Origin of the sequence: Symmachiella macrocystis (genome assembly GCF_007860075.1) — a bacterium.
Taxonomy (GTDB): Bacteria; Planctomycetota; Planctomycetia; order Planctomycetales; family Planctomycetaceae; genus Symmachiella; species Symmachiella macrocystis.
In genome coordinates, this window is sequence record NZ_SJPP01000001.1 from 3,986,676 (window position 1) to 4,011,863 (window position 25,188).

The 25,188-nt window shown below is 55.1% G+C and carries 22 protein-coding genes; 7 read left to right on the forward strand and 15 right to left on the reverse strand.

Annotated features, from left to right (window positions below):
- Positions 1 to 13: 13 nt before the first annotated feature.
- Positions 14 to 415 carry a hypothetical protein gene (locus tag CA54_RS15460; protein WP_146371732.1) on the reverse strand — a complete coding sequence of 134 codons (402 nt, stop codon included), beginning with the start codon at positions 413 to 415 and terminating at the stop codon, positions 14 to 16.
- 208 nt (positions 416 to 623) lie between these two features.
- Here CA54_RS15460 and thiC point away from each other — a divergent pair, with 208 nt between their 5' ends.
- Positions 624 to 1,994, forward strand: coding sequence for a phosphomethylpyrimidine synthase ThiC (gene thiC / locus CA54_RS15465; protein WP_315851725.1), 1,371 nt, complete (start codon positions 624 to 626; stop codon positions 1,992 to 1,994).
- Between the two features lie 209 nt (positions 1,995 to 2,203).
- Here the strand turns inward: thiC and CA54_RS15470 are convergent, their stop codons facing one another.
- The 12 genes from CA54_RS15470 to CA54_RS15525 form a co-directional block, all read right to left on the reverse strand.
- A complete protein-coding gene (locus CA54_RS15470; protein ID WP_146371734.1) occupies positions 2,204 to 3,643 on the reverse strand; it encodes an MFS transporter in 1,440 nt (479 codons plus the stop codon).
- A 79-nt stretch (positions 3,644 to 3,722) separates the two neighbouring features.
- On the reverse strand, positions 3,723 to 4,088 hold the full coding sequence (locus tag CA54_RS15475) for a co-chaperone GroES (protein WP_146371735.1): 366 nt from the start codon (positions 4,086 to 4,088) through the stop codon (positions 3,723 to 3,725).
- Between the two features lie 429 nt (positions 4,089 to 4,517).
- On the reverse strand, positions 4,518 to 5,000 hold the full coding sequence (locus tag CA54_RS15480; RefSeq protein WP_145378804.1) for a division/cell wall cluster transcriptional repressor MraZ: 483 nt from the start codon (positions 4,998 to 5,000) through the stop codon (positions 4,518 to 4,520).
- Between the two features lie 500 nt (positions 5,001 to 5,500).
- On the reverse strand, positions 5,501 to 5,701 hold the full coding sequence (locus CA54_RS15485) for a hypothetical protein (protein WP_146371736.1): 201 nt from the start codon (positions 5,699 to 5,701) through the stop codon (positions 5,501 to 5,503).
- Between the two features lie 176 nt (positions 5,702 to 5,877).
- Positions 5,878 to 6,837: a glycosyltransferase family 2 protein gene (locus tag CA54_RS15490; RefSeq protein ID WP_146371737.1), complete on the reverse strand. Its 960-nt coding sequence runs from the start codon at positions 6,835 to 6,837 to the stop codon at positions 5,878 to 5,880.
- On the reverse strand, positions 6,837 to 7,892 hold the full coding sequence (locus tag CA54_RS15495) for a lysylphosphatidylglycerol synthase transmembrane domain-containing protein (RefSeq protein ID WP_146371738.1): 1,056 nt from the start codon (positions 7,890 to 7,892) through the stop codon (positions 6,837 to 6,839). Before CA54_RS15495 ends, CA54_RS15490 begins: the two co-directional genes overlap by 1 nt.
- Positions 7,893 to 8,126: 234 nt before the next feature.
- Positions 8,127 to 8,678, reverse strand: a complete 552-nt coding sequence (locus tag CA54_RS15500; protein WP_146371739.1) for a MogA/MoaB family molybdenum cofactor biosynthesis protein — start codon at positions 8,676 to 8,678, stop codon at positions 8,127 to 8,129.
- 3 nt (positions 8,679 to 8,681) lie between these two features.
- The gene (locus CA54_RS15505; RefSeq protein WP_146371740.1) at positions 8,682 to 9,578 is read right to left on the reverse strand and encodes a 2OG-Fe(II)-dependent halogenase WelO5 family protein; all 897 of its coding nucleotides are present in this window, start codon (positions 9,576 to 9,578) and stop codon (positions 8,682 to 8,684) included.
- Positions 9,579 to 9,599: 21 nt separating this feature from the next.
- Entirely contained in the window at positions 9,600 to 10,175 is a 576-nt protein-coding gene (locus CA54_RS15510) for a class I SAM-dependent methyltransferase (RefSeq protein WP_146371741.1), read from the reverse strand.
- Between the two features lie 108 nt (positions 10,176 to 10,283).
- Positions 10,284 to 11,075: a DUF4261 domain-containing protein gene (locus CA54_RS15515; protein ID WP_146371742.1), complete on the reverse strand. Its 792-nt coding sequence runs from the start codon at positions 11,073 to 11,075 to the stop codon at positions 10,284 to 10,286.
- Positions 11,076 to 11,278: 203 nt separating this feature from the next.
- On the reverse strand, positions 11,279 to 12,766 hold the full coding sequence (gene gatB / locus CA54_RS15520) for an Asp-tRNA(Asn)/Glu-tRNA(Gln) amidotransferase subunit GatB (RefSeq protein ID WP_146371743.1): 1,488 nt from the start codon (positions 12,764 to 12,766) through the stop codon (positions 11,279 to 11,281).
- 314 nt (positions 12,767 to 13,080) lie between these two features.
- Positions 13,081 to 14,955 (reverse strand): ABC transporter ATP-binding protein, encoded by a 1,875-nt coding sequence (locus CA54_RS15525; protein WP_146371744.1) that lies wholly within the window; start codon positions 14,953 to 14,955, stop codon positions 13,081 to 13,083.
- A gap of 298 nt (positions 14,956 to 15,253) precedes the next feature.
- Between CA54_RS15525 and aqpZ the strand changes: the two genes are divergently transcribed.
- Positions 15,254 to 15,961, forward strand: a complete 708-nt coding sequence (gene aqpZ / locus CA54_RS15530) for an aquaporin Z (protein ID WP_146371745.1) — start codon at positions 15,254 to 15,256, stop codon at positions 15,959 to 15,961.
- Between the two features lie 52 nt (positions 15,962 to 16,013).
- On the opposite strand, the gene CA54_RS15535 is transcribed toward aqpZ, so the two are convergent.
- Positions 16,014 to 17,102, reverse strand: coding sequence for a heparan-alpha-glucosaminide N-acetyltransferase domain-containing protein (locus CA54_RS15535; protein WP_146371746.1), 1,089 nt, complete (start codon positions 17,100 to 17,102; stop codon positions 16,014 to 16,016).
- A 416-nt stretch (positions 17,103 to 17,518) separates the two neighbouring features.
- On the opposite strand from CA54_RS15535, the gene CA54_RS15540 reads away from it, so the two are divergent.
- Positions 17,519 to 19,627: a tetratricopeptide repeat protein gene (locus tag CA54_RS15540; protein ID WP_146371747.1), complete on the forward strand. Its 2,109-nt coding sequence runs from the start codon at positions 17,519 to 17,521 to the stop codon at positions 19,625 to 19,627.
- Between the two features lie 175 nt (positions 19,628 to 19,802).
- On the opposite strand, the gene CA54_RS15545 is transcribed toward CA54_RS15540, so the two are convergent.
- A complete protein-coding gene (locus CA54_RS15545; RefSeq protein WP_197532485.1) occupies positions 19,803 to 20,441 on the reverse strand; it encodes a TetR/AcrR family transcriptional regulator in 639 nt (212 codons plus the stop codon).
- A gap of 865 nt (positions 20,442 to 21,306) precedes the next feature.
- On the opposite strand from CA54_RS15545, the gene CA54_RS15550 reads away from it, so the two are divergent.
- The 4 genes from CA54_RS15550 to CA54_RS15565 all read left to right on the forward strand — a co-directional run bounded on the left by CA54_RS15550 (position 21,307) and on the right by CA54_RS15565 (position 25,163).
- Positions 21,307 to 22,005 (forward strand): OmpH family outer membrane protein, encoded by a 699-nt coding sequence (locus CA54_RS15550; protein WP_197532486.1) that lies wholly within the window; start codon positions 21,307 to 21,309, stop codon positions 22,003 to 22,005.
- Between the two features lie 310 nt (positions 22,006 to 22,315).
- On the forward strand, positions 22,316 to 23,212 hold the full coding sequence (locus CA54_RS15555) for a UDP-3-O-acyl-N-acetylglucosamine deacetylase (protein WP_146371750.1): 897 nt from the start codon (positions 22,316 to 22,318) through the stop codon (positions 23,210 to 23,212).
- Positions 23,213 to 23,277: 65 nt separating this feature from the next.
- Positions 23,278 to 24,093 carry an acyl-ACP--UDP-N-acetylglucosamine O-acyltransferase gene (gene lpxA / locus CA54_RS15560; protein WP_146371751.1) on the forward strand — a complete coding sequence of 272 codons (816 nt, stop codon included), beginning with the start codon at positions 23,278 to 23,280 and terminating at the stop codon, positions 24,091 to 24,093.
- Complete coding sequence (locus CA54_RS15565) at positions 24,090 to 25,163, forward strand: Gfo/Idh/MocA family protein (RefSeq protein ID WP_146371752.1); 1,074 nt, start codon at positions 24,090 to 24,092, stop codon at positions 25,161 to 25,163. The genes lpxA and CA54_RS15565 overlap by 4 nt, the downstream gene beginning before the upstream one ends.
- Positions 25,164 to 25,188 lie beyond the last annotated feature (25 nt).

Genomic DNA, 25,188 nt, shown 5'->3' on the forward strand with positions numbered 1-25,188 from the left:
AATCGTCTTGGTTTTACGCCTCCGGCATCTCCGGCTCCATCGCCACCGCGTCCCAGTTGGGGCGACTGCGAAAGTTGCCGAAGATGGCGTACAGCATCAACCCGTGGGCCAGCATCTTCATAAACACATGAGTGTAATTGATGAACCCAAACAGCCAGTTCATATCACGCAGGGACCTGCCGGTTTCGTCCATAACTGTTACCACAACCCCTGAGACCACCATCATTGCGAACATCGAAAACAATTGAATCCCCAGCGATATCGCAATCAACATCCGTGGGGTTTGGGGGAGGTCGCGGCGGGAATAGCACAGATATAGCCCCACAAGCCAAATCACTCCGACCCCACCGATTTGGGTGAAGAAGATCCAGAGTTGTGATCCTAACGAAAAGATGACTTGACTGGGTTCGGGCATGGTTTGGGCGCTCCACCGTTGATCAAAGGCTAGGGCGGCTGTGCGGCAAATGCTGCTTCCAGCCCGCCGCGTTGACATTCCCATCCGGAAAACTACGATAGAACAAGCAACGGGAGGACGCACGATGGCGTTTGCCCTCCCAGTTGCCGCACCTATCACGACTCCACATTACCGCGAGACACCCGGCCGATAAAGCCGAAAACCTCGGATCGAACCACACGCAACGGAGGCGGTCGCTGCCATGACCCAAATCGAACGTGCCCGCAAGGGTGAAGTTACCCCTGAAATGGAATTCGTCGCCCAGCGCGAACTCTTAGCGCCGGAATTGATTCGCGACGAAGTTGCCGCTGGACGGATGGTCATCCCGGCCAACAAAGTCCATCTGGCCAAAAACCTGGAGCCGATGGGCATCGGCATCGCCGCCAAGTGCAAAATCAACGCCAATATCGGCAACAGCGCCGTGACCAGCGACGCCGGTGAAGAACTCGACAAACTGCACGCCGCCGTCCACTACGGCGCCGACACGGTGATGGACCTCTCTACCGGAGCGGGGATCGATGAGATCCGGCAAACTCTCGTCGACGCGTCTCCTGTCCCGATTGGGACCGTGCCGATCTATCAGGTCGTGCAGAATCTCAACGAATTTTTGGACATGAAGCCGCAAGACATGCTCGACATGGTCGAACATCAGGCCAAGCAGGGCGTCGATTATATGACGCTGCACGCCGGTGTGCTGATCGAGCATTTGTCGCTGACGATGAATCGCATCACGGGAATCGTCAGCCGGGGCGGCTCGCTGTTGGCCCAATGGATGATGCATCACCGCCAACAAAATCCGCTCTACACGCACTTCGAAGACCTGTGCGACATTATGTACCAGTATGACGTCACCTGGAGCATCGGCGACGGATTGCGTCCCGGTTGTCTGGCGGATGCATCGGACAAAGCACAGTTCGCCGAACTCGATACGCTGGGCGAACTGACGAAGCGTGCTTGGGCGAAGAACAACCAAGTCATGATCGAAGGTCCCGGGCATGTGCCGATGGATCAGATTCCTATGAACATGGAACGGCAAATCGAAGTCTGCCACGGCGCGCCGTTTTACGTGCTCGGCCCGTTGGTGATCGACATCTCGCCGGGTTACGACCACATCTCCAGCGCCATCGGTGCTGCCATCGCCGGACAGCACGGCGCTTCGATGCTGTGTTACGTCACGCCCAAGGAACACCTGGGACTGCCTGATGCCAAAGACGTCCGTGAAGGGGTGATCGCCTATAAGATCGCCGCCCACGCCGCCGACGTCGCCCGCCATCGCCCCGGTGCTCGCGATCGGGATGACGCACTTTCCAAAGCACGGTACGAATTCGACTGGAATCGCCAATTCGAACTATCGCTCGATCCCGAGCGGGCTCGCGAAATGCACGACGAGACCTTGCCGCAAGAAACCTTCAAAAGCGCCAAGTTCTGCTCGATGTGCGGCCCCAAGTTCTGCTCGATGCGGATCAACGAGGATATGCGGAAGATGGCACCCGAGGAGTTAACGGAACTCGCCACCAGCGTCGCCGAAGCCGCGAAATAGGCCAGGGGCCGCGTCCTACAGCCGATGCGGGACGACTTGTTAGCAGGGGATCGCACAATGTTGTTTGCCCCTCACCTCGACCCTCTCCCAAAGGGAGAGGGAGAAGTGTGAATCGCACAGCGTCCATAACCCATCCCCCCCTCTCCCTCTGGGAGAGGGGCCGGGGGTGAGGGTTTTCGCGCTACTACAGGCGACCCGACGCACCCCAATCAGGCCGTGGGAACTTCAGCGGCGATAACATCGTCTAAATCCCGATCCGGGATATCGCGCCAGTTGATGACATAGAGCAGGCCCAGCCCTAACAGCAGTTGGATGAGCTGGCAGGCGATGGCGACTTTCTGGCTGTGCGCCTGTGCTAGGTCGACCGCGATTTTTTGGGCCTCCGTTTGAGCGACCTCGAAACCGAGTTTGGCCTTTTCCGATTTGAAGATCGTGTCGGAAACCAAGGCAAAAGTCGTGCTGCCGATGACCGACAACTTCAGCGTGATTCCGTACAAGCCGAAGTATTGCGCGATGTCCTTTTGCGGCGCGACCAGCAACAGTACCTTGCGGCCTGAGGTCCAAATTCCGGCCAAGCCAAATGCTCCCGCGCCCCCCAACGTTAGTAGATACAACGCCGGTGATTTGCCGCCGGTGAGAATGGCGCCGACCAAGCCGACCAGCAGGCACCAGCCTGAGCCGCGCAAGACTTGCAACGGGTGAATCCGGTCCGACAACCAACCACTGAAACTGCCAAACACCAGTGCCAACGAGCAGAGCGCCAGGCCCATGATCATGGCGAACGTGCTGGATTGATCAAACTTCTGGCCGAAGAGAAACAAATCTCCGGCCTCAGCTTGGGCCTTAAAAATGACTTGCGTGAAGGCGGCGAAATACAGAATGGCCGTGTTGAGCACGTCGACCAAAAAGAAATTCCCCAGAAAGAAAAACATCACCGTCCGATGCTGCGGCATCGCGCGAATCGTGCCCCACAAATCGGCGCCTCGCTCACGCACGACCGCCCAGGAGAGCGGCAGACGGTCAATGTGCCGTTTTTCTTTGACGAACAACAAACAGGGAACAGCCGTTAGCAGAAACAGCGCCGCACATACGCCGCACGTCGCCTTGAAGCCCAAATTGAAATACTTGGTGAGCAGCAGCGCGATCAGAATCGTCACGATCGTGCCGGAGTATCCTAGGCCGACCCCCAGGCCTGATATTAAACCCGTCCGTGAGCGCGGCGCTACGGAAGGCAACAGCGCGTTATAAAACACGAGCGAGTTTTGATAAGCGAAGCCGCCGATCGCTAAAAAAGCCAACAGCGCAAACTCGGTCGTCCAGAGGGCCCAACCGAACATCGAGCCGATGCATATGATTGTGAAGACCGTCAAATACAACCGCGTTTGCCCCGTGCGATCGCAGATCGAAGCCATCATCGGGACCGCAAATCCCGAGGCGATCATCGTGAGCGTTTGCGTGACGCCAATGGGGGTATAATACTTGTAAGTGTCGCTGAAATACGGCATCAGCACGTACGTGATCGCAGCGGCGTAAATCGTGTTCGCTAGATCGTAGAGGATCCAACTCCCCGCCGGCAGCCAGTCAATGTGGCGATCCTCCGCAGTCGCGGACGGTGTAGCGGGGGTCGGTTCTCCGGCGGCGTTGGGCACGTGTGGTTGTCCTTTGTTGCGATCAATCCATCAATCGTCATAGCCCAATCCCGCGCAATCGCGGGAATGGCCTCACACGTTACTCTTCAAAATCGTCGCCGTCCAGGCGGTCGCTAGCGTCTTCATCGGTGGAACTTGCCGTCGGCGCCCGATCCGGTGCTCGGCGAAAAACAGCCACCACGTCTTCAATCGGCACAACAAACAGCACGTTGTCCGATTCCAGATCGACTGGAATGGCATGCTTGGGATTGAAGAGCACTTTATCATATTTGCGTACCGGGAAGTCGTCATCGCGTTCAATCTGTGCGCTGACTTCGACAATTCGGCCGGTGATTGTGGGAATCTCCGCTTGATCCGGTAGGACAATTCCCCCTTTGGTGACCTGACGGTTTTCGTCCTTACGGATCAAAATCGTCATTCCCAAAGGTTCTACAAAGTTATCCATTTCGACAACCTCCCTCTACAGTTTTGCCCCGTCATTAGCATTAAGATGAAATACGAGATATCGATGAGCGCTATACTCTATTGTTTCCAATTTTCCAGAATTGGCAAGGGCAGCCATTTTAAGATAGCTGTTGAATGGCAAACGCTACGGGTTTGTCTCGACAGTACGATCCCTGAACGAATCGTCGTATCGAGGTCGCAGCGCTGGAATTGCGCCCAAAGAATGCGACATGCCCGGCCGTTATTAGAGAAAGCGGCATCCCTGCCGAATTGTCCGTCCATGGTCTGAATGCGTGTTAGCGACACTCAAGATTGGGTCGTTTTGGCAGAGGAAGGGGTGACCGAGTAAGTCTAATCACCTTCTCACGAAACGTGCCGGGCATATCAACTGGTGCATGCATAAAAGTTGCTTTTGCGAGGTAGGCGAGGATCAGTCCGCTAAATCTTTAAACAGCGGTCCGAACTCCGGCATCTCACCACGCAAGTAGTCGAGCCAAGCCTGTGGATTCCAGATTTCAACGCAGATCGATGCTCCGACAAGCATGACATCACTGCCGGCCGGCACATCCAGAAACTCGCGAAAGCCTTCCGGAATCACCAACCGCGCTCGATTCGCCAATTTGACGGTTCGCGACCGGGTGGAGAGCAATCGCCCAAAACGTTGGACTTGTTCCCAGCGTTGCTCCATCTTGCCCGCTTGTATCTTCTGCTGTATCAATCCCAGGCCGTCATCAATCCGCTTTTGCCACTCCTCCGCCCGCCACAAGCTAATGCAGCCGTATTGTTCCTTCGTCAGAATCGTTTCACCCGATTCATCGGTGACTGCTGTCGCCATCTCGGCCGGCAAACTGAGCCGGAAACGGTCGTCTAAGGACCGCCGGAATTCGCCGGTGATGAGTTGTGCGGTCGCCAAGGCTGAACTCGCTGACTCGGAAAGGGTGGAAAAACAGGATGCGTAAGCGTTGGTGATCACGCTGACCACGAACGTTTATTCTACTGGGCCTGAAACCCACAATCAACTGGTTGTTAAAGAACGTTTTGGGTCGATTCCCCACATCTGCGGTTAAGATTACCCGTGTGGTACCGATTCTGCAAACGATAAATCGCCAATTTTTTCGTTTATGCGGAAATTTCTACCCAGACGCGCAAAACCCCGCTGCGCGCACCGCCCCTGTACCTTGCCTGGGGGACAATAACGCACGCGGTTTCGCGCGCAGCTGCAGCACCGTACAACACGAGACTATTGTGCGGAATGATGATTGGGGCTGGGTGCCCACTGGCTCTGCCAGTGCAACTTGAGTGGGGCGGGATGCTTGCGAAACACTGGCAGAGCCAGTGGCATCCAGGTCACCTATGTTCAACGACTGACACGCGGCCCACCGTGGGCGGCGTGATCGAGTACAGCTGCGCCGATTACGCTTCGGGAATGCCGAAATCGCTGGCACTTAGTTCGCTGGGTTTTGAGTCGCGGTGGCAGGAATGGCCGGGGACCGGGATCGTTTGATCAACCGGCAATTGCGGATCGTCGGACTGCTCCGGAGAAAGGGCGCGTCCTAATTCGTCGAGGCAATCAACTTCGAGATTCAGCGTTTGTTCATCTTTAGGATCGACCATAAACACCTCCCTAGCGGTGACAAGCATCGCTCGCTACGAACCGAACACTGTGGGCAGACCATAAGATATTTTACCGTCACAAATACGGCAACGAAAGTGCAAACCTCCCCAACAGGGCTGTTGGCAGGACAAATTATCTCAATGCTAACGTCCGCTCTCCCGCCCCCTTCGGTCGTTTACGCCTGCTTGTCGCCCACAATCCGCTCTCTTACGCTATACCGTCGTGTCGATCGGGGGCTATTTGCTACCACCAATTCGGCCAAAAATCCCAGCGACATCAACTGGCCGCCCAGCAGCACAAATGCGATCGAATAGGCCAACAACGGCCGGCCGCCGATCGGGCCGAATCCGAACGCAAACACGTTGGTCAAGATCCACACCAAAGTCAGGTACCCGATTCCCAGACCGCCGATCCCAAAGAACAACAATCCGGTCGCCCCCAGCATGTGCTGCGGTCGTTGGCCAAAACCAGTCAGGAATTTGACCGTCAATAGATCCAAAAACCCTCGCAGAAAACGCCGGACCCCATATTTGGAATGTCCGAATTCCCGCGAACGATGATTCACCGGCAGCTCTGCCACGCGAAAACCTTGCGCATGCGCCAGCACCGGTACGAAGCGATGCAACTCGCCGTACAGTTCGATCTCCTGGGCGACTTGGCTGCGAAAACATTTCACGCCGCAATTGTGATCATGCAGACTCAGCCCGGTCAGTTTGCTGACCATGTAATTGAAGACCTTGCTAGGATATACCTTGTGCCAAGGATCCAGCCGCCGCTGCTTCCAACCATTGACGACGTCATTCCCTTCAGCGAGTTTCTCTAGGAAGCGTGGAATCTCCGCCGGGTCATCCTGCAGGTCGGCATCCATCGACATGATGAATTCCCCGTCCGCCATTTCCAATCCGGCCGAGAGGGCTGCTGCTTTGCCGAAGTTGCGGCGGAAACGAATCGCCCGCACGCGGGGGTCCTGTTCGGCAATTTTCTCGATGACATGCCAGGAATCGTCGGTCGAACCGTCGTCGACAAACACCAGTTCGACATCCAGATTCTCTTGTGCCGCGACGTTGCCGATCTCCGCGTGCAACTGCGGCAGGCTTTCCGATTCGTTCAATACGGGGATCACAATCGATAGCATTACGGCGTCGCTCCCTCTTTATTCTTCGCATCAATCTGTATCTTCGCACCAAACGGCCACAATCCGCCGGCCGCTATCAATTCTCCGATTAACGACACCAACCGCAACAGTAGCGCGACCGCAATCGCTTGTTGCGGGCTGACGTAATTTCTCAGCGATTCGACCACGATCAATTCCCGGACCCCAATCCCGGCCGGTGCGAAAATTGCCACAAACCCACCGGAGATTGCCGCAGCAATAGTGGCGGTCCATAACGGCCAGTCGAGGAGACTGACATCAGCGACGCCGCTGCCGCGAATGATACAGCCCAGCGCCAAACCATGCACGGACCAACCGATGATGACCATCAGCGATCCAACGAACAGCAGTTGCGTCGAAACTCCCTGCGCCACGAGGGAACTCTCCAGCAACGACGAGTCTGCATCCGCCGTGCCGGAACTGCCGCCCGCCTTGCTGGACAACCGCGTGAACAGTTTGGCTGTCAGCGGCAATGCCGCCAAACAAACCACGATGACCATTAGCGGAACAGTGTACGGATAACCGGGAACCGACGACAGCCATTCCCAACCGGGGCGTTGCGGGAGTTTGGGAAAGATCCATGGTGAAAGCATTGCCGCCACGGCCGCCCCGGTGCCGATGGTCGTCAACGATTCATATCCGGCAGTCAGTCCGCCCCGGACGAAAGTGCCGCCCGCCCCGGCAATCATTGCCGCCCGAATCAAAATCACACCCGCTTTGCCCGGAATATATTTCCCCAAATGCCCACAAAAATACGCACGGGCCACCTGGAGCGCAGGAATCTCATCGCCGCCGGCGGACAACAGCCATCGCCAATACCACCAAGCAGGAGTCCAAGCAGCGATATACAGCATAACCGCCGCGGCGAGCCATCCAAAGTGCAGCTGCACATCGTGCGTTTCTACCTTGTGCCACAACCCCCACCCGTGATGACTGACCACAACCAGCAGCAGAGCAAACAAGACCCATTTGACGACACCCCACAACCGGCGCAGCCGCGAGGGTGAGGTTTCGGGAACAGCAGGGGAGGCATCCATACGGACATCATAGAAAACGGTTGCTGTGGTGGCTATTCAGTTTGTGGTGTGGCCGGAAGTGAGTGGTGAGTGGCCGGTGGCTAGAAAAGGGGAGTGGTTGCTATTGGGTGGTGGTCGTCTGACTTTGCGCTCGGCAATATCATCAATATCTCACCTCCGTTCACGGGGGTTCTCGATGTAACGGCTTCAGCCCTCACCGCCATACACCAACCCTCAAGCCTGTCGCCTCAAGCCTCACCCCGTTCCGCCATCCTTATGCAACTCGTAATACAAATGCCCCGCTTGCGGCAGGATTAGTTTTTCCATGCCCAATTGGACGGCTTTGGTTGAGCCGGGGAGCGAAAAAATCACGCAGCCTGCGGCGATGCCGGCGACGGCGCGGCTGAGCATGGCGGCGGCGCCGATTTCTTCATACGACAACATGCGAAACAACTCGCCAAAACCATCGAGCTGTTTTTCCAACATGCCCACGACCGATTCGTAGGCCGTATCGCGCGTGGCGATACCCGTTCCGCCGTTGGTCACAATGATCGCCACCTCGGGATCATCAAGAGCGGATTGCAACTGAGCGGCGACATCGGCTGGTTCGTCCTTGACTACGGCATACTGCACAATGCGATGCCCGGCAGCAGCAATGGCACTGTGCAGGTATTGCCCCGACTTATCGTTATCCGCCGTACGCGTATCGGACAACGTCACCACGGCGAAGCCCAACACCCCCGTCTTGGCTGCTTCGCGCGCATGCGCCGCATGCCCTTCGAGTGATTGGTTTTGATTTTCAGACATCAATTAACTCCACACCATGATTTCATCTTCATCGTCACTGTAGCCAATGAATGTCGCCAGCACGATCCGCGGCAGGTCGCCCGGGACACCGGGGACTTCGTGGATCAGGCCGGTGTTGAAGAAATACAAATCGCCCGGCTGCAATTCGATTTGTACACGATCGATGTTTTGCTGTTCCGCGTAATCGTGAAACTGTCCCGATGCCAACCAGGGATCGACTTGCTCATTCCAAAATTGACGGTGCACAATTCCCTGCGCCGTCACTCCGTTGAGCGTGGTGTTTTGCACGCAGAGCACGCCGGCCAATTGCGATTGATATTTGTAGACGGCATAGTTGGTGCGTTTTTCGCGATTGTGGACGCTGTCGAAATGTGGTCCGTAGGCGTATCCGCCGTAATGCACGCGAAAAATTGCCGGACCGTATTGTCGCCCGTCCGGTTCGTGAGCCGTCACGACCGACTTGCCGGGCGAAATGTCTTGCAGACGATCATAGATCACTTGAATCGGATTGGGCCGGTCTGCGAATAATCGCCCGAAGAGGCGGTGCGTCTTGGCTGACTCACTGAGAAAGCGTTCTTGATCCTCGCCGATATTGCCCAGGCTGGTCCCAATATCAATCCGCCGACGAGGGCTGCCGTCGGGATTCAGATTCAAACCGGTCCACTTGTCGGTCACCCCCGCGGAGACTGCTTTTTCAGCAACTAGAGCTGTAGTGCTGTCGTAGATTAAATCCTCATCGATCAAATACTGCACGAGCGCTGCACATTGCTCGGCAGGAAATGCTTGCCGGAATACTACGGTGGGGCATTTCCCCTGGGCGACATCACGAATCGGATTTGTATCCGTGGCGGGTCGCGTTTCTGCATCGAAATCCAGCGGTTTCCAATCGACGTCGGGCATGATCTCTTTGCACCTTGATGCTTAGGGAGCGGGTTTTTGTGATCGCAAGCGAGCGACGTAGTGATCGCTGACTTCGTTTTCAGAATACTCGATGACTTCCCAATTAGGAAACAACGTTGGCAGTTCATCTCGCTGCAGCACGAAGGCGGGATTGCGCACATGGCCGCCGACTGTGGCATTTGGGCCTTCGACGAACGTTTCATACAACAACGTTCCGCCCGGTTTTAACGCCACCTGAATTTGTTGTGGCAACTGATCGCGATCGAGATAGCGAAAGACTGTCACCAGATCGAAGGTTGCTGCCGTAGGTTCCCATATCCCAAAATCGGCCGTCTGCCAATCGACCTGCACATCAGCTGCGGCAGCGCTGCGAGCGGCGATTTGTAATCCCACCGGCGAGATGTCGATAGCAGTGACCGCCCATCCCAACTGCGCCAATTGGATCGCGTTTGCCCCCAGCCCGCAGGCCAAATCCAACGCCCGGCCCGGCTGCATGTCGCTCACCTGTTGGGCGAGCCAATCATTTTCCCCAGCGGCGCCGACTTCGTCGACGTCTGCGTATTTGGCATCCCATTTTTTTCGATCGTGTTCGGACATGACTTTGAAGCTATACTGCTCTCATTCAAAATGTATCGTCACCGACCACTCACCCGCACCTGATGTCTGCAGTCCCCAACACCAGATGCCCTGAAATCCCGCGGCGCGTCATTTCCGGCCGCGCCACCAGGATTTCGTTTGTTTCGTGGACTCGTACACCAGTCGCATCACTTGTTCCTCTTGGCCGAAGGTGGAGTCGCTGTAGACGATCTGAATCCGTTCGTCCTCATCTTCGCCCATCGTGTCACCATCTTTAATAACGGGACCGTTTTCGAGCAGATAGCCGGCTAAACCGAAAAAGCGTTCTTTCAATCCACCGGGGGTTTCGGATGCATCCAGTGATTCCAATTCCATGTGCCCCAACGACCGCATTCCATTCGTGAAACCCCGTACTTCGCCGTTTTTGCTACTCCCCGTGCGGAAATCGATCCAGACAAACAGCGGCGGACTTTCCGGCATGACTTTGATGGCGAAGTCGCAAAACATATCCGGCGCCATCACCAGTGTGGAACCACCCCAATAGATTCCCGCGGTAGCTGTCGTCGTCGCTACCAACGAGGCCGTCGCCTGCGTTAAAAGCGTTTGCCGCTCAACGGGAGAGCATTCCGACATGACGGTGACGATCACGTGGCTGGAATGGCTGCGCATTTTTCCCGAAGCTTCGGGCCACAACCAACTCGATTTACAGGGCCCCTCCAGATCGGACCACGGAATGGGCGCGGGCATCAGTCCATAGACGATCGCTGTCTCACCAAGCTGAAAACTAAACGTGCTATCGGTTTTCTCGCTGGCTGTCACCGCCGGCAACTTGGGCCAGGTCGCTTGAAGATGTTTGTAGACCGCCGAGCGCGATATTTTGGCACCTTTATCAAATGCAACCATCGCAATCGAGATCGACATCTGCTGCTCCCTGATGACCGTGGGCGAAACCGCTATGGAAATCACAAATCTACACACGAATCGATGCGTGTTCAAGCAATTTTAGCGGGATGACGCGTACGACGAACACAACAGCTTTCCCAGCCAGACATGCGAGGACGATGGTCTCTCCACCCTGGCGGCGTGGTCCGCAGCCCTCAAGCCTGTCGCCTCGCGTCTCAAGCCTACTCCTGCACCGCATCCAGAATCATCTGCCGGACAATCCCCGGGTCGGCGCCTTTGATCTCGCGCATTACTTGACCGATCAACGGTCCGGCGGCGGCTTGTTTTCCGCCGCGGAGGTCTTCGGCCGCTTTGGCGTTTTTGGCAATCACAGCGGCAATCACGCCTTCCAATTGTCCGGTGTCGGAAACGACCGCTAGATCCTTGTCGACGATGATTTGATGGATCTGCTCGGCAGTGATGATTTCGTCGCTCTCGATTTTGAGCAACTCCGCAAACAGGTCGCGGCCGCTCTTGGTCGTGATTTCTTTCTTCACGATCCGGTTCAACACGTCGCCCAGAACCGAGGAATGTAGCGGAAAATCCTGAATGCCGATGTTGCGTTCGTTCAGCTCGCGCTGGACATCTTGAGTCATCCAGTTGGCCGCTTGTTTGCCGTCGTCGCAATGCCGGGCAACGTCCTCGAAATAATCTGCGAACGCGCGGCCCTGGTCGACGATCACCGCCGCATCATACTGCGACAAGCTATACGCTTCGCGAATTCGCGCCCGGCGATCGGCAGGGAATTCGCAGGTATCGTTGCGAATCTCCTCTAAAAAATCTTCGCTGACGATCACCGGGACCAAGTCGGGGTCGGGGAGATAGCGGTAATCCGACGCCTCTTCCTTGCCCCGTTGTGAGAAGGTCATGCCTCGTTCCGCATCCCAACCGCGGGTCTCCTTGGCGACCTCTCCCATGGTTTTGCCGGTCGATTCCCATTCTTTGACTTGTCGTTTGATCTCATAATCGATCGCCATTTCCACGCCGCGAAAACTGTTGAGGTTTTTCACTTCAACAATCGGCGTGGGGATATTCTTCCCGTCCTGGTGCACATGCAGGTTGACGTTGGCGTCGCAACGCAGACTCCCCTCCTGCATATTGCAGTCGGAGACTTCCAGATATCCCAGCAGCAGTTTGAGTTCCTGCAAAAACGCCTTCGCTTCGGCGGCAGAGCGTAGGTCCGGTTCGGAAACAATTTCCAGCAGTGGCGTGCCGGTACGGTTCAGGTCGACGAGGCTATCCGCGCCGCCGCCCGATTCGTCATGCATGTTCTTGCCGGCATCCTCTTCGAGATGCGCACGGATCAGACGAATCTTGCGAGGTTCGTCCTGTTCGGGATCGACAGCGATCTCGACCCAACCATCCTGGCTGAACGGCAAGTCGTATTGGCTGATCTGATAGTTCTTGGGCAGATCGGGATAGTAATACTGTTTGCGGTCCCATTTGGTGAACGACGGGATGTCGCAATTGAGCGCCATGCCGGTCTTGACGGACAGCCGAAACGCCTCCTGGTTCATTACCGGCAATGCCCCAGGCAGTCCGAGACAGACCGGGCAGGTTTGCGTGTTGGGATGGTCCGGGTTGAATTTATTCGCGCAGCCACAAAAGATCTTGCTCTCGGTGAGCAATTGCACGTGCACTTCGAGGCCGATAATGACGGTGTAATCCATGGTCTTCTTGTACAATGTCCACAATCAAAAGGGTATTGAGTCTGTGATTGTACATTGTCCAAATGTTTGCCGCGACTGTCTCAAGAGTCTTCGCCCGTAAAAGTAGGGACGGATCAGAAGATTGATGACACAGAGTTCTCAATGCATCACCTCGCGATAAGCGGACGCCGTGCGCGACCGCAAGCGGTCGGTTTGGGATTTTCGAGTGCCACGCCAAAAATCTGTGTTTTATCTGTGTTCAATCTGTGGCTAAGAAAACCGAAACGCTGAGTTGCGGTTCCGACTTCTGTGCCCTCCGTGGTGAATCCCCCCGCTCACCCCGCTTGACGTTTTTTCAGCGCCGCTATGCGATCACTCTGCCGACGTTCTATGTTCTCGATCGTGTCCTTGGGGATCGCTTCGATCAAGCGTTGGGTGTATTCCTCGACCGGGTTGGCGTAGATGCTTTCCGAAGGGCCGAACTCGACGATTTTCCCCATATTCATGACGGCCATCATATCCGACATGAATTTGACGACGCTCAAGTCGTGACTGATAAAGACGTACGTCAGGCCGTGTTGTTCCTGTAAGTCCTTGAGCAAGTTCAGCACTTGGGCTTGGACCGAGACATCCAAGGCGGAGACCGATTCGTCGCAGATGATGAACTCCGGCTCGACGGCCAAAGCGCGGGCAATGCAAATCCGTTGGCGTTGACCACCGGAAAACTCGTGCGGATAACGTCCCAGGAAATCCCCTTTCAGTCCGACTTCTTCCAAGAGCGATGCCGCCCGCTCGCGGCGATCTTTGCGGGACCCGCCCAGTTTGTGCACCATCATGGGTTCGGTGAGAGCCGCATCAATGGTCATACGGGGATTCAGCGAGCCATAAGGATCTTGGAAAATAATCTGGATCCGCCGCCGCATGGCGCGGAGTTCCGAGCCGCTAGCCGTGGTGGCATCGATGCCCTCGAAGGTCACTTTCCCCGAAGTGGGTTGCACCAAACGTAGGATCGCCCGACCGGTGGTTGTTTTCCCGCAACCCGATTCCCCAACTAAGCCCAGAGTTTGTCCTTTGTAGACGTTAAAGCTAATACCGTCGACCGCGCGGACGTGATCGACCGTTCGGGACAGCACTCCTTTTTTGATCGGGAAATAGACTTTCAAGTCCTCCACAGCGAGCACCGGCGTCTGCCCCTCGGGGACGGTTTCTGTATCGGCTTCGTGGTCCCCTTCTTCCCAAGGATGCCCCATCGATTTCAATTCCGCCTTGGGATGCAACAAGCGTCCGCGGCCTTTGGAGACCAATGCTTTCATTCGCTCTTCGTCAACGACCCGTTCGATGACTTCGGTCTGGTCGCCGACTTGTTTGGTTTCCATAAAGTCGACCACCGTCGGCAGCCGCCGGAACGTCGATTCCAGTTGCGGCCGGCAAGCGAGCAAGCCTTTGGTGTAGGGGTGTTGGGCATTGGTGAAGATTTCGAGAATCGTGTTGTATTCGACCAATTTGCCATTGAACATCACGGCGACATCGTCGGCGATTTCAGCGATCACTCCCAGGTCGTGCGTGATGAACAAAATGGACATGCCTCGTTCATCGCGCAATTCGCGAATCAAATCCAGAATCTGTGCCTGGATCGTTACGTCCAGCGCCGTTGTCGGTTCGTCGGCGATGAGTAGTTTTGGGTTGCAACTGAGCGCCATGGCGATCATCACCCGCTGTTTTTGCCCACCCGACATTTCGTGCGGATAACTGTCGACCCGTCGCGACGCATCGCGAATGCCGACTTCTTCGAACAACTCAATCGTCCGCTTACGGGCTTCGGCCTTGGAGACCTTTTGGTGCAGGATGATCGCTTCCATCACCTGCTTGCCCACCTTAAACACCGGGTTCAGTGAGGTGGTCGGTTCCTGAAAGATCATGCTGATATCTTTACCCCGAATCGACCGCATCTCCGCATCGGGCAACCGGACCAAATCGCGCCCCAGAAACGAAATCGAACCCGCTTCGATGTTGGCCGAAACTTCCGGCAACAGCCGCATGATGGTCAGCGAGGTGACCGATTTGCCGGACCCCGATTCCCCCACCAGTCCCAGCGTATGCCCTTCCTTGATCTTGATCGAAAGGTCATCAACCGCTTTAACGATTCCGCCATCGGTGTGGAAATAGGTCTTGAGGCCTTGAATATCAACAAGCGTAGGAGCATCAGCCATCCGGGAGGATCTCACTTTGCTGGAAAAATCGATTCGTTGCTGCGAAAGACGACTGCGCAGCCACGCGTGCAAGAATCGTGCATGCAGGAAAAGGTGTCAAGGGCGGGTTAAGTCGGAAGACCAAAGGAGCACGGCTGGAATGAATTGCCTGCCAGGTCCGACTTTGGCGACAAATCCTAAAAAAATTGGAAACGAAAGCCGTGAAAACGTTTTAAACCGGAGGTGGCAGGCCTAGAATCATTCCATTCATTAAGGCTTTTTGTTAATCCGAATCAACCAATAATGGGGACTGAGTGGAATGTCATTGGGGAAAAAATGCGGAGCCGAGTTCCTTGGAACCTTCTGGTTGACTTTCGGTGGCTGTGGTAGTGCAGTGCTCGCCGCCGGATATCCCGACGTGGGTATCGGCTGGTTGGGCGTTTCGTTCGCGTTCGGCTTATCACTACTGACAATGGCCTTTGCGATCGGCCACATTTCCGGTTGTCACATTAACCCGGCCGTTTCGGTGGGGTTGCTGGTTGCTAAGCGATTCAAAGCTGCTGAATTCCTCCCTTATGTGATCGCCCAGGTCGCAGGAGCCATTGCCGGCTCCAGCGTGTTATACCTCATTGCTAGTGGGCATGCAGATTTTTCTCTGGAAGACGGATTCGCGGCCAACGGATATGGCGAACATTCGCCTGCGGGATATTCGCTCGTCGCGGGCTTAGTGACTGAGATCGTACTCACTTTTTTCTTCCTTATGATTATTTTGGGATCCACCGATAGCCGAGCTCCTCAAGGATTTGCCCCGATCGCTATTGGGCTGGGTTTGACGATGATCCTTTTGATTGGCATTCCTGTCACAAACATGTCGGTGAATCCGGCGCGGAGTACCGGTCCCGCACTCTACGTCGGTGGGTGGGCACTGTCGCAACTGTGGATGTTCTGGGTCGCGCCCATCGTTGGTGCCGCACTCGCCGGAGTGGTTTATCCGCTGATAGCAGGAGACCCGAAAGCGGAAGATTGATCCGGATCGTGCGCACCTATCCAATCGGTCCCGCCACGCTTAAGCTGCGGGTTCAGATCTTGATGTAGATCTTCTTGCGGTGCAGTACATAGGCGAGTGCCGCCAGCAGTCCGTAATAGGACAGAATTCCGCAGAGGCCCAGTGGGACGGCGAGCGAGGGGTTGGATTCGACCAACGGTTTCTGGATCCATTCGAAACTCTTCGTGATGATCTCCTTAGGCGCCTCGGTTTCAGAAATCACGCATTGCACGATATAGATGAACAGCGCATTCATGCTGACCGAGGTGAATGTGGGAATGCGAATGCCTCCCACGTCGCAGAGGAAATGAAAGGCCAGTAACGTCAGAAAGCAAATGCCCGTGGACCAGAGCGGAAACGGCAAAGTCATGTGGTAGGCTGAGATGGGCCACAACGGTTTGACTTCTCCCCACGGCATGCTGACCGCCCAACCCGCTGCACACAAGTTGATGCCCAGCAACAGACAATAGGTGACGATCCGCTGGCGATCATTGCTTTTCATGATGTCATAAGCAATCGTCCCCAGTAGCAGGATGAAGCACCAGCTCAATGGGCCAAAGGGGCCCCCGTTGATCCGTACATCAAATAGGGTCGACTGATACGGGATCCATTTGAACAGATAGGGCAGATTCTCGTCCGTCAGATCCCCCGTCCTCATGATCCACGGCCCGTAAACCGTAAAGCTGACCAGTGCCTGATAGAGCAATGCCATACTGCAAGCGGCAATCGCCCTCACTTTGGGGGACTTGTCGATGAACATCACCGCCAATAGACCGGCCAAACCGATGTCCATGAGGGCATCCCACAGCCAGCCCATATAAATCACAAAGGCGATGAGCACTAAAGTGGTGAACCGCTTCACCATGGCGATTCGCGTGGCCGTTACGCCGGTGACCTCACTGCGACGCAGCCAGGACAAACGCATGCTGATTCCCACAACAAACATGAAAATGGGAGCAATCGTATCGGCATAGGTGAAATGATCTTTATGGTGACTCAACTGTTCGAGTTCTATCCCAAACATGCCTTTGGAATTGACCAGAATCATTCCGAAAATCGCATACCCTCGCAGTTGGTCAATCGAGAGCAAACGATTCGAGGCATTTAACGTAGTAGGGGACATAGCCGGTTCCGAAGGGGGAGTGAATGGTGGGATGCACAGGAAATTGCAAGGAATTGAAAAAAGCGTAGCATTGCTCGCCGTTGTTTGTCAAAACAGGAGGCGGGCTGCGTTGAACACCACGCTTTTAATGTATCGTTGGGAATGAACGCGTTTCACACCAACTGGGGAATAGGAAACAGACCCGCTCTCTCAGGCCATAGCAATACAGGGTGGATCAGATCCTGCAAAGACTAAGCCTTGCCAACGTGGTGTTGGGCCAGTGCGAGAATGCGTCCGCAGTCGGTCGCTTGGCGCGTCTGCCACCCCCTTGACAGGTACTCTACCGTACTCGAAAATAACTGGGGCCACTTCAGGAAAAAACCAGAGATTCTAAATACTCTGAGTTGATTCGCGGCAGCACTTCTAAGGGAAAATCCATGGCAGAACCTCCAAGCGAATCGGCTTCTTCTAACGCAGAGAAGCCCCAAGAATCGAAGAAACGTCGCCGGATTTCCCCGCTGAAGAAGGTTCTGTTTTCGATCGTGGCCACCGTGGTCTTTTTCGGAGCCATGGAATTGATGCTTGCCGCCTTTGGGGTGAATCCGATCACCTACAATGAAGATCCGTTCGTGGGCTTCACGTCTCGGTCGCCGTTGTATGAAGCAGTCCAGACACCCGACGGGACTTCGATCTACTCCACAGCCCCCAAAAAATTGCAATGGTTCAATCCGCAAGCGTTCCCCGCAGAGAAAGCGAAAGGCGATTATCGCATTTTTTGTGTCGGTGGGTCAACGACTTACGGCCGCCCTTATAATGACGTGACTTCATTTGCTGGTTGGTTGCGCACGTACTTAACAGCTGCCGATTCCAGCCATCCCTGGGAAGTGATCAATGCCGGCGGCATCAGCTATGCCAGTTATCGTGTCGCGTCTCTGATGGAAGAACTGATTGAATATCAACCGGACCTGTTCATCATCTATTGCGGCCAGAATGAGTTTCTAGAACGTCGGACCTACAGCCAGTTGATGGCCACACCCAGCGCCGTTCGCGAAACGGGAGCCATCGTGGCGCGGTCGCGGATTTATGCCTCGGTTCGCACCATGCTCGGTCATGGCGGTGGGGCGCAGAGTTCCTCCGCGACCAACAAACTTCCCGAAGAGGTCGAGGCCATTCTCGACGGTTCCATCGGACCGGATGACTATATCCGGGATGATGAACAACGCACCCAAACCATTGAGCACTTTCGGTTTAATCTTGAAAGAATGATCGAAATTGCGCGGTCCGTCGGCGCGCGTGTGGTGATGGTGAACCCGGCTGCCAACGAACGCAATATGTCTCCCTTCAAAAATCTGCACAGCGACGATTTGAAGCCTGAAGAGGTCGCCCGCTGGCAGGAACTCATGACGCAGGGGACCACTCAACAAGAGTCAGGAGAATTTGAAGAAGCTTTAAAATCATTAGACCAAGCCATCTCTATCGATCCGCATTATGCGCAAGCTCATTTCGTGCGAGGTGAGATCCTTTATGCGCTCAAACAGTATCCCGAAGCTAAACAGGCCTTCCAGCGTGCGATTGACGAAGATGTCTGTCCACTGCGGATACTGCCCGAAATGCAGTCGGTTGTTAAAGAGGTCGCCGCTCAGTTCGAGGTTCCGCTCGTCGATTTTCAAGAGCTGGTTGAGACCAAGACCGAGACCGGTATCACAGGCGAAGAGTGGTTTCTGGACCACGTCCATCCCACCATTGATGGCTATCGAGAATTGGCGTTAAGCTTGCTCAACGATCTGGAGTCGCAAGGGATCGTCAATCCGAACAGTGAGTGGACCGAGAAATCCCGAAAGCAAATCGATGAACAAGTCATGGCGAGCATCGACGAACAGGCCCACGGAACCGCACTTCGCAACCTGGCAAAGGTGTTGTCATGGGCCCGCAAATACGAAGAAGCGGGGCGACTTTCACAGCTCGCAGCCTCTAAACTCCCAGAGGACGCCGAAACTCTTTGTATGGCTGCCTACGATTTCGAAAGGAGAGGCCAACTCGATCAGGCAAAGGCAACCTACGAAGAAGCCATTCTATTGCAGCCGGACTACGCTCACGCACACAATAACCTGGGCCACGTACATCGCCGGTTGAAGGAATGGGACTTAGCTGCAAAATCATTTCAGCGAGCCGTCGCAAGCGACCCGAATTATCCGGGGGCCCACTACAACTTGGGACTTGTCTATCAAGAGTTGAATCAACTCGATCTCGCCGCTGAATGCTTTGAGACATCGATTTCGGTGAACGAGAAGCATCCCGGGTCCTGGGAGGAACTGGGGAACGTCCGCTTGAATCAAAATAAAATCGACGAGGCAGTAGAACACCTCGAAATGGCGATACAACTGGAACCGAATTTGGCCTCGGCACACAACTCGCTAGGAGTCGCCTTTGCTCAAAGTGGTCAAATGCAAAAAGCGGCCGCTAGCTTCGAACGTGCGGTGACCATCAATCCCCAATTTGAGGCAGCCAAGCAAAACCTCCAGCGCGCGCGCGATTCGCTCAAATGACGACCGGTGCGTAATGTTGCCGTCACGTCTCGTATGCTGTGATAAACGCAGGCGGCCAGTCTAGTGCATCGCCAAATTGAAGAACGAGCGTGCCAATGGCACCCAACCCAAATCACTAATCGTGACATTCAATTGTTCGGAAATCGACGATATCGCAGGACCGGTTGCCGCTAGCCTACTCGTCTTTGAGCACGCCGCGCAAAACCCAACCGATGGTTTGTTCTGACACGTATTCCAGTGGCATTTTTCCATCCGTGTTGTACCACCGCGCCATGCCGACGATGGTGGAAAGGATGTTCAGCGATGTGATGGTGACATCCAGGTCGCGCATTCGTCCCGCAGCTTTCAATTCGCTGAGGGTATTCCGCACAAAATCCAGGTAAGCGCGTTTGCGCTGGATAATGTGTTCCCTGTGCGCGGGAGTCAGTGCCGTCATTTCATCGATCAAAATCGTGACATGCGTGCCATAATTCTCGAACAAATGAATATGCTTGTAGAGGGTCATTTTTAACCGCTCAGTCGGATCGGCGATCTGCCCCGCCGGCTCCAAGACTTGCATCTCAATGGCATCCATGGCGAAATCCATGATCGCGTGCAGCAGATCCTGTTTTCCGCGAATGTAGTGGTACAGCCCCGCTTTGGTCAGGTCGACCGCCTTGGCGATGTCGTTCATCGAGGTCGCGTCAAAGCCTTTGACCGTAAACACTACGGCGGCCGCCTCCAGGATCTCTTCAGCACGAGCTCGCGTTTTTTTCAACGACGCGTAGCGGATGCCCTCGGTCCCCTTGTCCTTGGTCGCAATGACCTCATCCATCGTCCTACCCCGCTCATTCATTCTCGGACCGTACATCGAAGTATGTGATCTGTAATTGCTCCATCGCGGGGGGTGCGCAGCCCTAGTGTGCGATCAGTTCCAGTTCAGTCTATCGCTATGAACGACCGTTCGACAAGTGCCATCTCGAACCGCGTATCTGCCAGAGCAGGGTAGTTGTTCTCCCAACTCCAGCAATTAGACACAGTGTGCGCCCAGATTTGAGTCCTAGATTCCACGACTGTTTCTTTTTGCTACGGCAATTTTATCTCAAAATGCGGCGGATTCGATCCGCTTACGACCAGACTGCCGCATGAACGCAATATTTCAAGCAAAAAGGGGCACACGAAGCGAGTTTTTATCCGGAGCAGTGTGCATACAACGTCCGTTCAATCACAGGCGTTTGAAAAAATGTTTCATTGGAATGGACATTTTCCGAACAACACAGCGTTAGTCTCGTATTGACCTGTTTGGCCGGTTATGCAAAATACCCGCCTCAGTCGACACAATCCAATCGTCTCGAACCGGTTTCATGGCCCGCAGCGGCTTTCTCTGCAGACCACATCGGCCGCATTCGAGGTCACCTGCCTGCTGGTTTTTCAACAGTTTTTGTTCGTGTTGTCAGGTCGTGCGAGGATGCACGGCGTAGCCGCACAATGAAATTCCAGAAGATTGTGATCAATGGATCTCGGGAGGACGGCCTATGTGAAGGCCGCTTTCGCGGGGCGTATGATGTGATCGGCAAGCAGTTTCAATGTAGCAAAAAATGTTGATCGTGATTCGATCAGAAGACGGTTGCCGGCAATTCGGCAACACTACACACCGGGCGTCACCTTCCGGTTTGGCACAGCAAAGGAGTGCAAACGCCGTGACAAAGACACGACTGATTTTCGCCGTCACGATGGCTCTGTTGGGAGCCTCGATGATTTCCTCGCAAGCCTATGCTCAGGGCAATTCCGGCGAACCCGGTAATAAGGTGGGCCTGATTGACATGGAGGAGGTCTTCAAGAACTACAAAAAATTTAACGTTCTTCAAGACGAACTCAAAGCCGATATGGAAAAAAGCAAGGGCGAACTGGAAGGTTCGTTCAAACGGCTGCAAGCGGCAGAACGACAACTGAAGGACTCCACCTTCAAAAAGGACAGCGACAATTACACCGCGCTGGAAAGTCGTTTCACCACGGAGAAAGCCGCCTTCGAAGCCAAAGTGCAAAACAAGGACCGACAGTTCAAGCGTCGCCAAGCTGAGATCTATAAGACGATCCACGGCGAAGTCCAAGACATCGTCCAAGTGTTTGCGACACGAAAAGGTTATTCGCTGGTCATGCGTTTCCGTCGTCCCAAGTCGCTTGATTCAGACCCGCGGTCGATTGCAGCTGACTTGAATTCCTCGGTGGTTTTCCATCGCGACGCCGATGACATCACCGACATCATTACCAGTGCACTGAACCGACATTTCGATCAGACTGCTGGAACGGCGGTGAAACGGGATAGCAAAGTCCGTCCCGTGTCCGGACAAAAGCCCGCGACGAATCGCACTCCGACCCGTTCTCGGTCGAATCCGTAATTAGCGGCGCCAAATCTCTCAAAGTGCACGTTTGTTTTCGTTCGCCGCATCGCGTCCCGCACATTTCTGTCGGAATCCGGTTTACGACGAACGGCCAGACGTAATCGCTCAGAGACAGCGCCGCCAAAGGCCGCCGCTGGGCCGTTGGACAATTGTGACCAACGGCCCAACGACACGCCGATTAATTTTTTACTGGTATTGCTCCTGCGACCTTGTTGGATTTTGAAGGCCAACACCGCGGGGCGTCAATACGCATCACATGGCTTCATGGTGGATTGCGGACATATCGCACCAGCGGGGAGAGAGTTACGTGGAACAACGGTCGCAACAGACCATCGCACGAGAGGCGGAAGTCGCCGGCGTGGGCTTCCTTTGGGGAGCGGACGTCCGCTTGAAATTCCTACCAGCTGAGCCGAATTACGGCATCCAATTTGTGCGAACCGATCTGGGGAATTCACCTTCCGTTCCGGCCCTCGTAGAATTCACCGTTCCCCAAGAACGCCGCACCGTCATTGAAAATAGCGGCACTCGCATAGAAATGATCGAACACGTCATGGCCGCGTTGGCCGGACTACAAGTCGATAATTGCCGGGTTGAGCTCAATGCGCCGGAACCGCCGGGATGCGACGGTTCTAGTCTTTTCTTCGCTGAAGCGATTGCCCACGCGGGAATCGTGGCTCAAGATCAACCCCGCAAGGTTGTGCGCATTCAAAGCGACGTCGTGGCAGCCGACGATCGTGGTACCGACGTTCGCGCACAAGCGGTCGCGCACGACGGATTGGAGATCACCTACGAACTCGACTACGGCCCTGACTCGCCGATTCAAGCGCACACGGCCAGCTACCGGATTACGCCTGAAACATTTTTGAATGAGCTAGCGTTCTCACGAACGTTTGTGCTGGAAGCTGAAGCCGATGCACTCAAGGCTCAAGGTTATGGGGCGCGGTTGACGACAGCGGATCTGGTAATCTTCGGCAAAGACGGACCGATCGAAAACAAATTGCGAGCCGCTGACGAATGTGCGCGGCACAAATTGCTCGATTGCATCGGAGACTTAGCGCTCATCGGTTGCGATCTACAAGGACACGTCATTGCCCGCCGTTCCGGGCACCGTTTGAATGCGGAAATTGTTCGACGATTAAAATTGGCCCACTCCACACACTTCTTTCCTAACCCGGAAACCAACGGGGAGTGCCGCGCTGCTTGAAGCAACATGGGTGGATCTCGTGTTTTCGACAATCAGACATCGGCATTGATCAGGTACAACTAAACATGTCCACACAAATATCAGCGATGGCAAGCGTTGACCCCCAGGCGATCATCGGCGCGGATGTGCAGATCGGCCCCTTTTGCGTGATCGGGGCGGGTGTCCAAATCGGGGACCGTACCAAATTGATCAGCCACGTGGCGATTCAAGGCCCCGCTACGATCGGTGCGGATAACTGCTTTCATCCAACGGCTGTCATCGGCGGTGATCCGCAAGACCTGAGTTTTTCCGGAACCGAGACACGTTTGGAAATCGGCAACGGAAATACTTTCCGTGAAGGGGTTACGGTCAACCGCGGTGCGGAAAAAGAGGAAGGCGTGACCCGCATCGGCAACAACAATATGCTGATGGCTAACAGTCATGTTGCTCACAATTGTCGGATTGCGAACAACGTCATTCTCGTAAACGGGGTGCTACTCGGCGGGCACGTGCAGGTGCAGGACAATGTCATCATTTCCGGCAATAGCGTCGTGCATCACTTTTCAACGCTGGGCACGCTCTGTTTCGTGAGCGGACTGAGCCGTGTGCCTCACGACGTTCCCCCATACATGATGTGGGCGGGAGGAGACGACAGCCGTGTGCGCACGATTAATATCGTTGGCATGCAACGTCGGGGAATCAGCAACGAAACCATTCGTATCATTAAAAAAGTGCAACGCTTGATTTATCGCGATTGCAAAAAGGTCGACTTCGTCGCCGAAACTTTGCACGAACTAATCGGGGACGATTGGCCTGCAGAGGTCACTAACTTGATGGACTTTCTTGGACATGGTGGCGGTGGCCGCCAGGGACGCAGGCTGGAGGTGCCCAAAGCGGCATGAAACAGATCAAAATCGCAGTCATCGGTGTAGGGGCGCTCGGACAACACCACGCCCGGATTCTAGCCGGCATGCCCGACGTTGAGTTGGTTGGCGTCGCCGATACCAATCGAGAAGCAGGAACGCGGGTCGCCCAGAATTGCGGAACGCAATGGTTTTCCGAATATCGGGACGTGCTAGACAACGTCGATGCGGTCAGCGTCGCCGTTCCCACGATTGCCCACTTGGCGGTCGCTGGAGATTGTCTGGCGCGAGGGATTTCGGCCCACGTGGAAAAACCGTTGGCGCTCGACGCGACGGAAGGCAGCCTGCTCGTCAAACAAGCGGAAAAAACCGGCGCCATTCTGCAAGTCGGTCACATCGAGCGGTTTAACCCCGCCATGCAATCCGCCCGGCCGCACATCGGCCAACCCAAATACATTCGCGGCGAACGGCTCAGTCCGTTTTCGTTCCGCTCCACCGATATCGGCGTGACGCTCGATTTGATGATCCATGACATCGACCTCGTCCTGGATCTCGCCGCATCACCTATCGTCTCCGTCGAGGCGTTTGGACTGAATATTCTGGGAAGCAACGAAGATGTCGTTCAGGCGCGACTACGATTTGAAAACGGATGTGTCGCCGACCTGACCGCCAATCGCGTGAGCATGAACGTCAGCCGCAGCATGCAGGTCTGGTCCAACACCGGTTTTGTCGGGATCGATTTTGGCGCGCGACAGGTGACCACCTGTGCCCCCAGCGACGCATTGCTATACGGTACGTCACCCGTTGAACGGGCACAACAACCTGGAGCGGACATCGAAAAACTGAAAACGGATGTCTTCGAACACTTTATCCGTGTCGAAAACCCCACCGTCACTCCTCACGACGCGTTGACCGCCGAGCTAAGCAGTTTTGTGGATTGCATCCGCACCCAGCAAAAACCGTTAGTGGACGGACAAACCGCACTTCAGGCACTAGTCGCCGCTGAGCAGATTCTCGAATCAGTCGCCGCCCATGCTTGGGACGGAGACTCCCATGGCGCAATTGGCCCGGCACCGTTTTTCGCCGCTCCCCGGAAACTGGCCGGGTGATCGCCCTGTTGGGTTTCCGACAAAG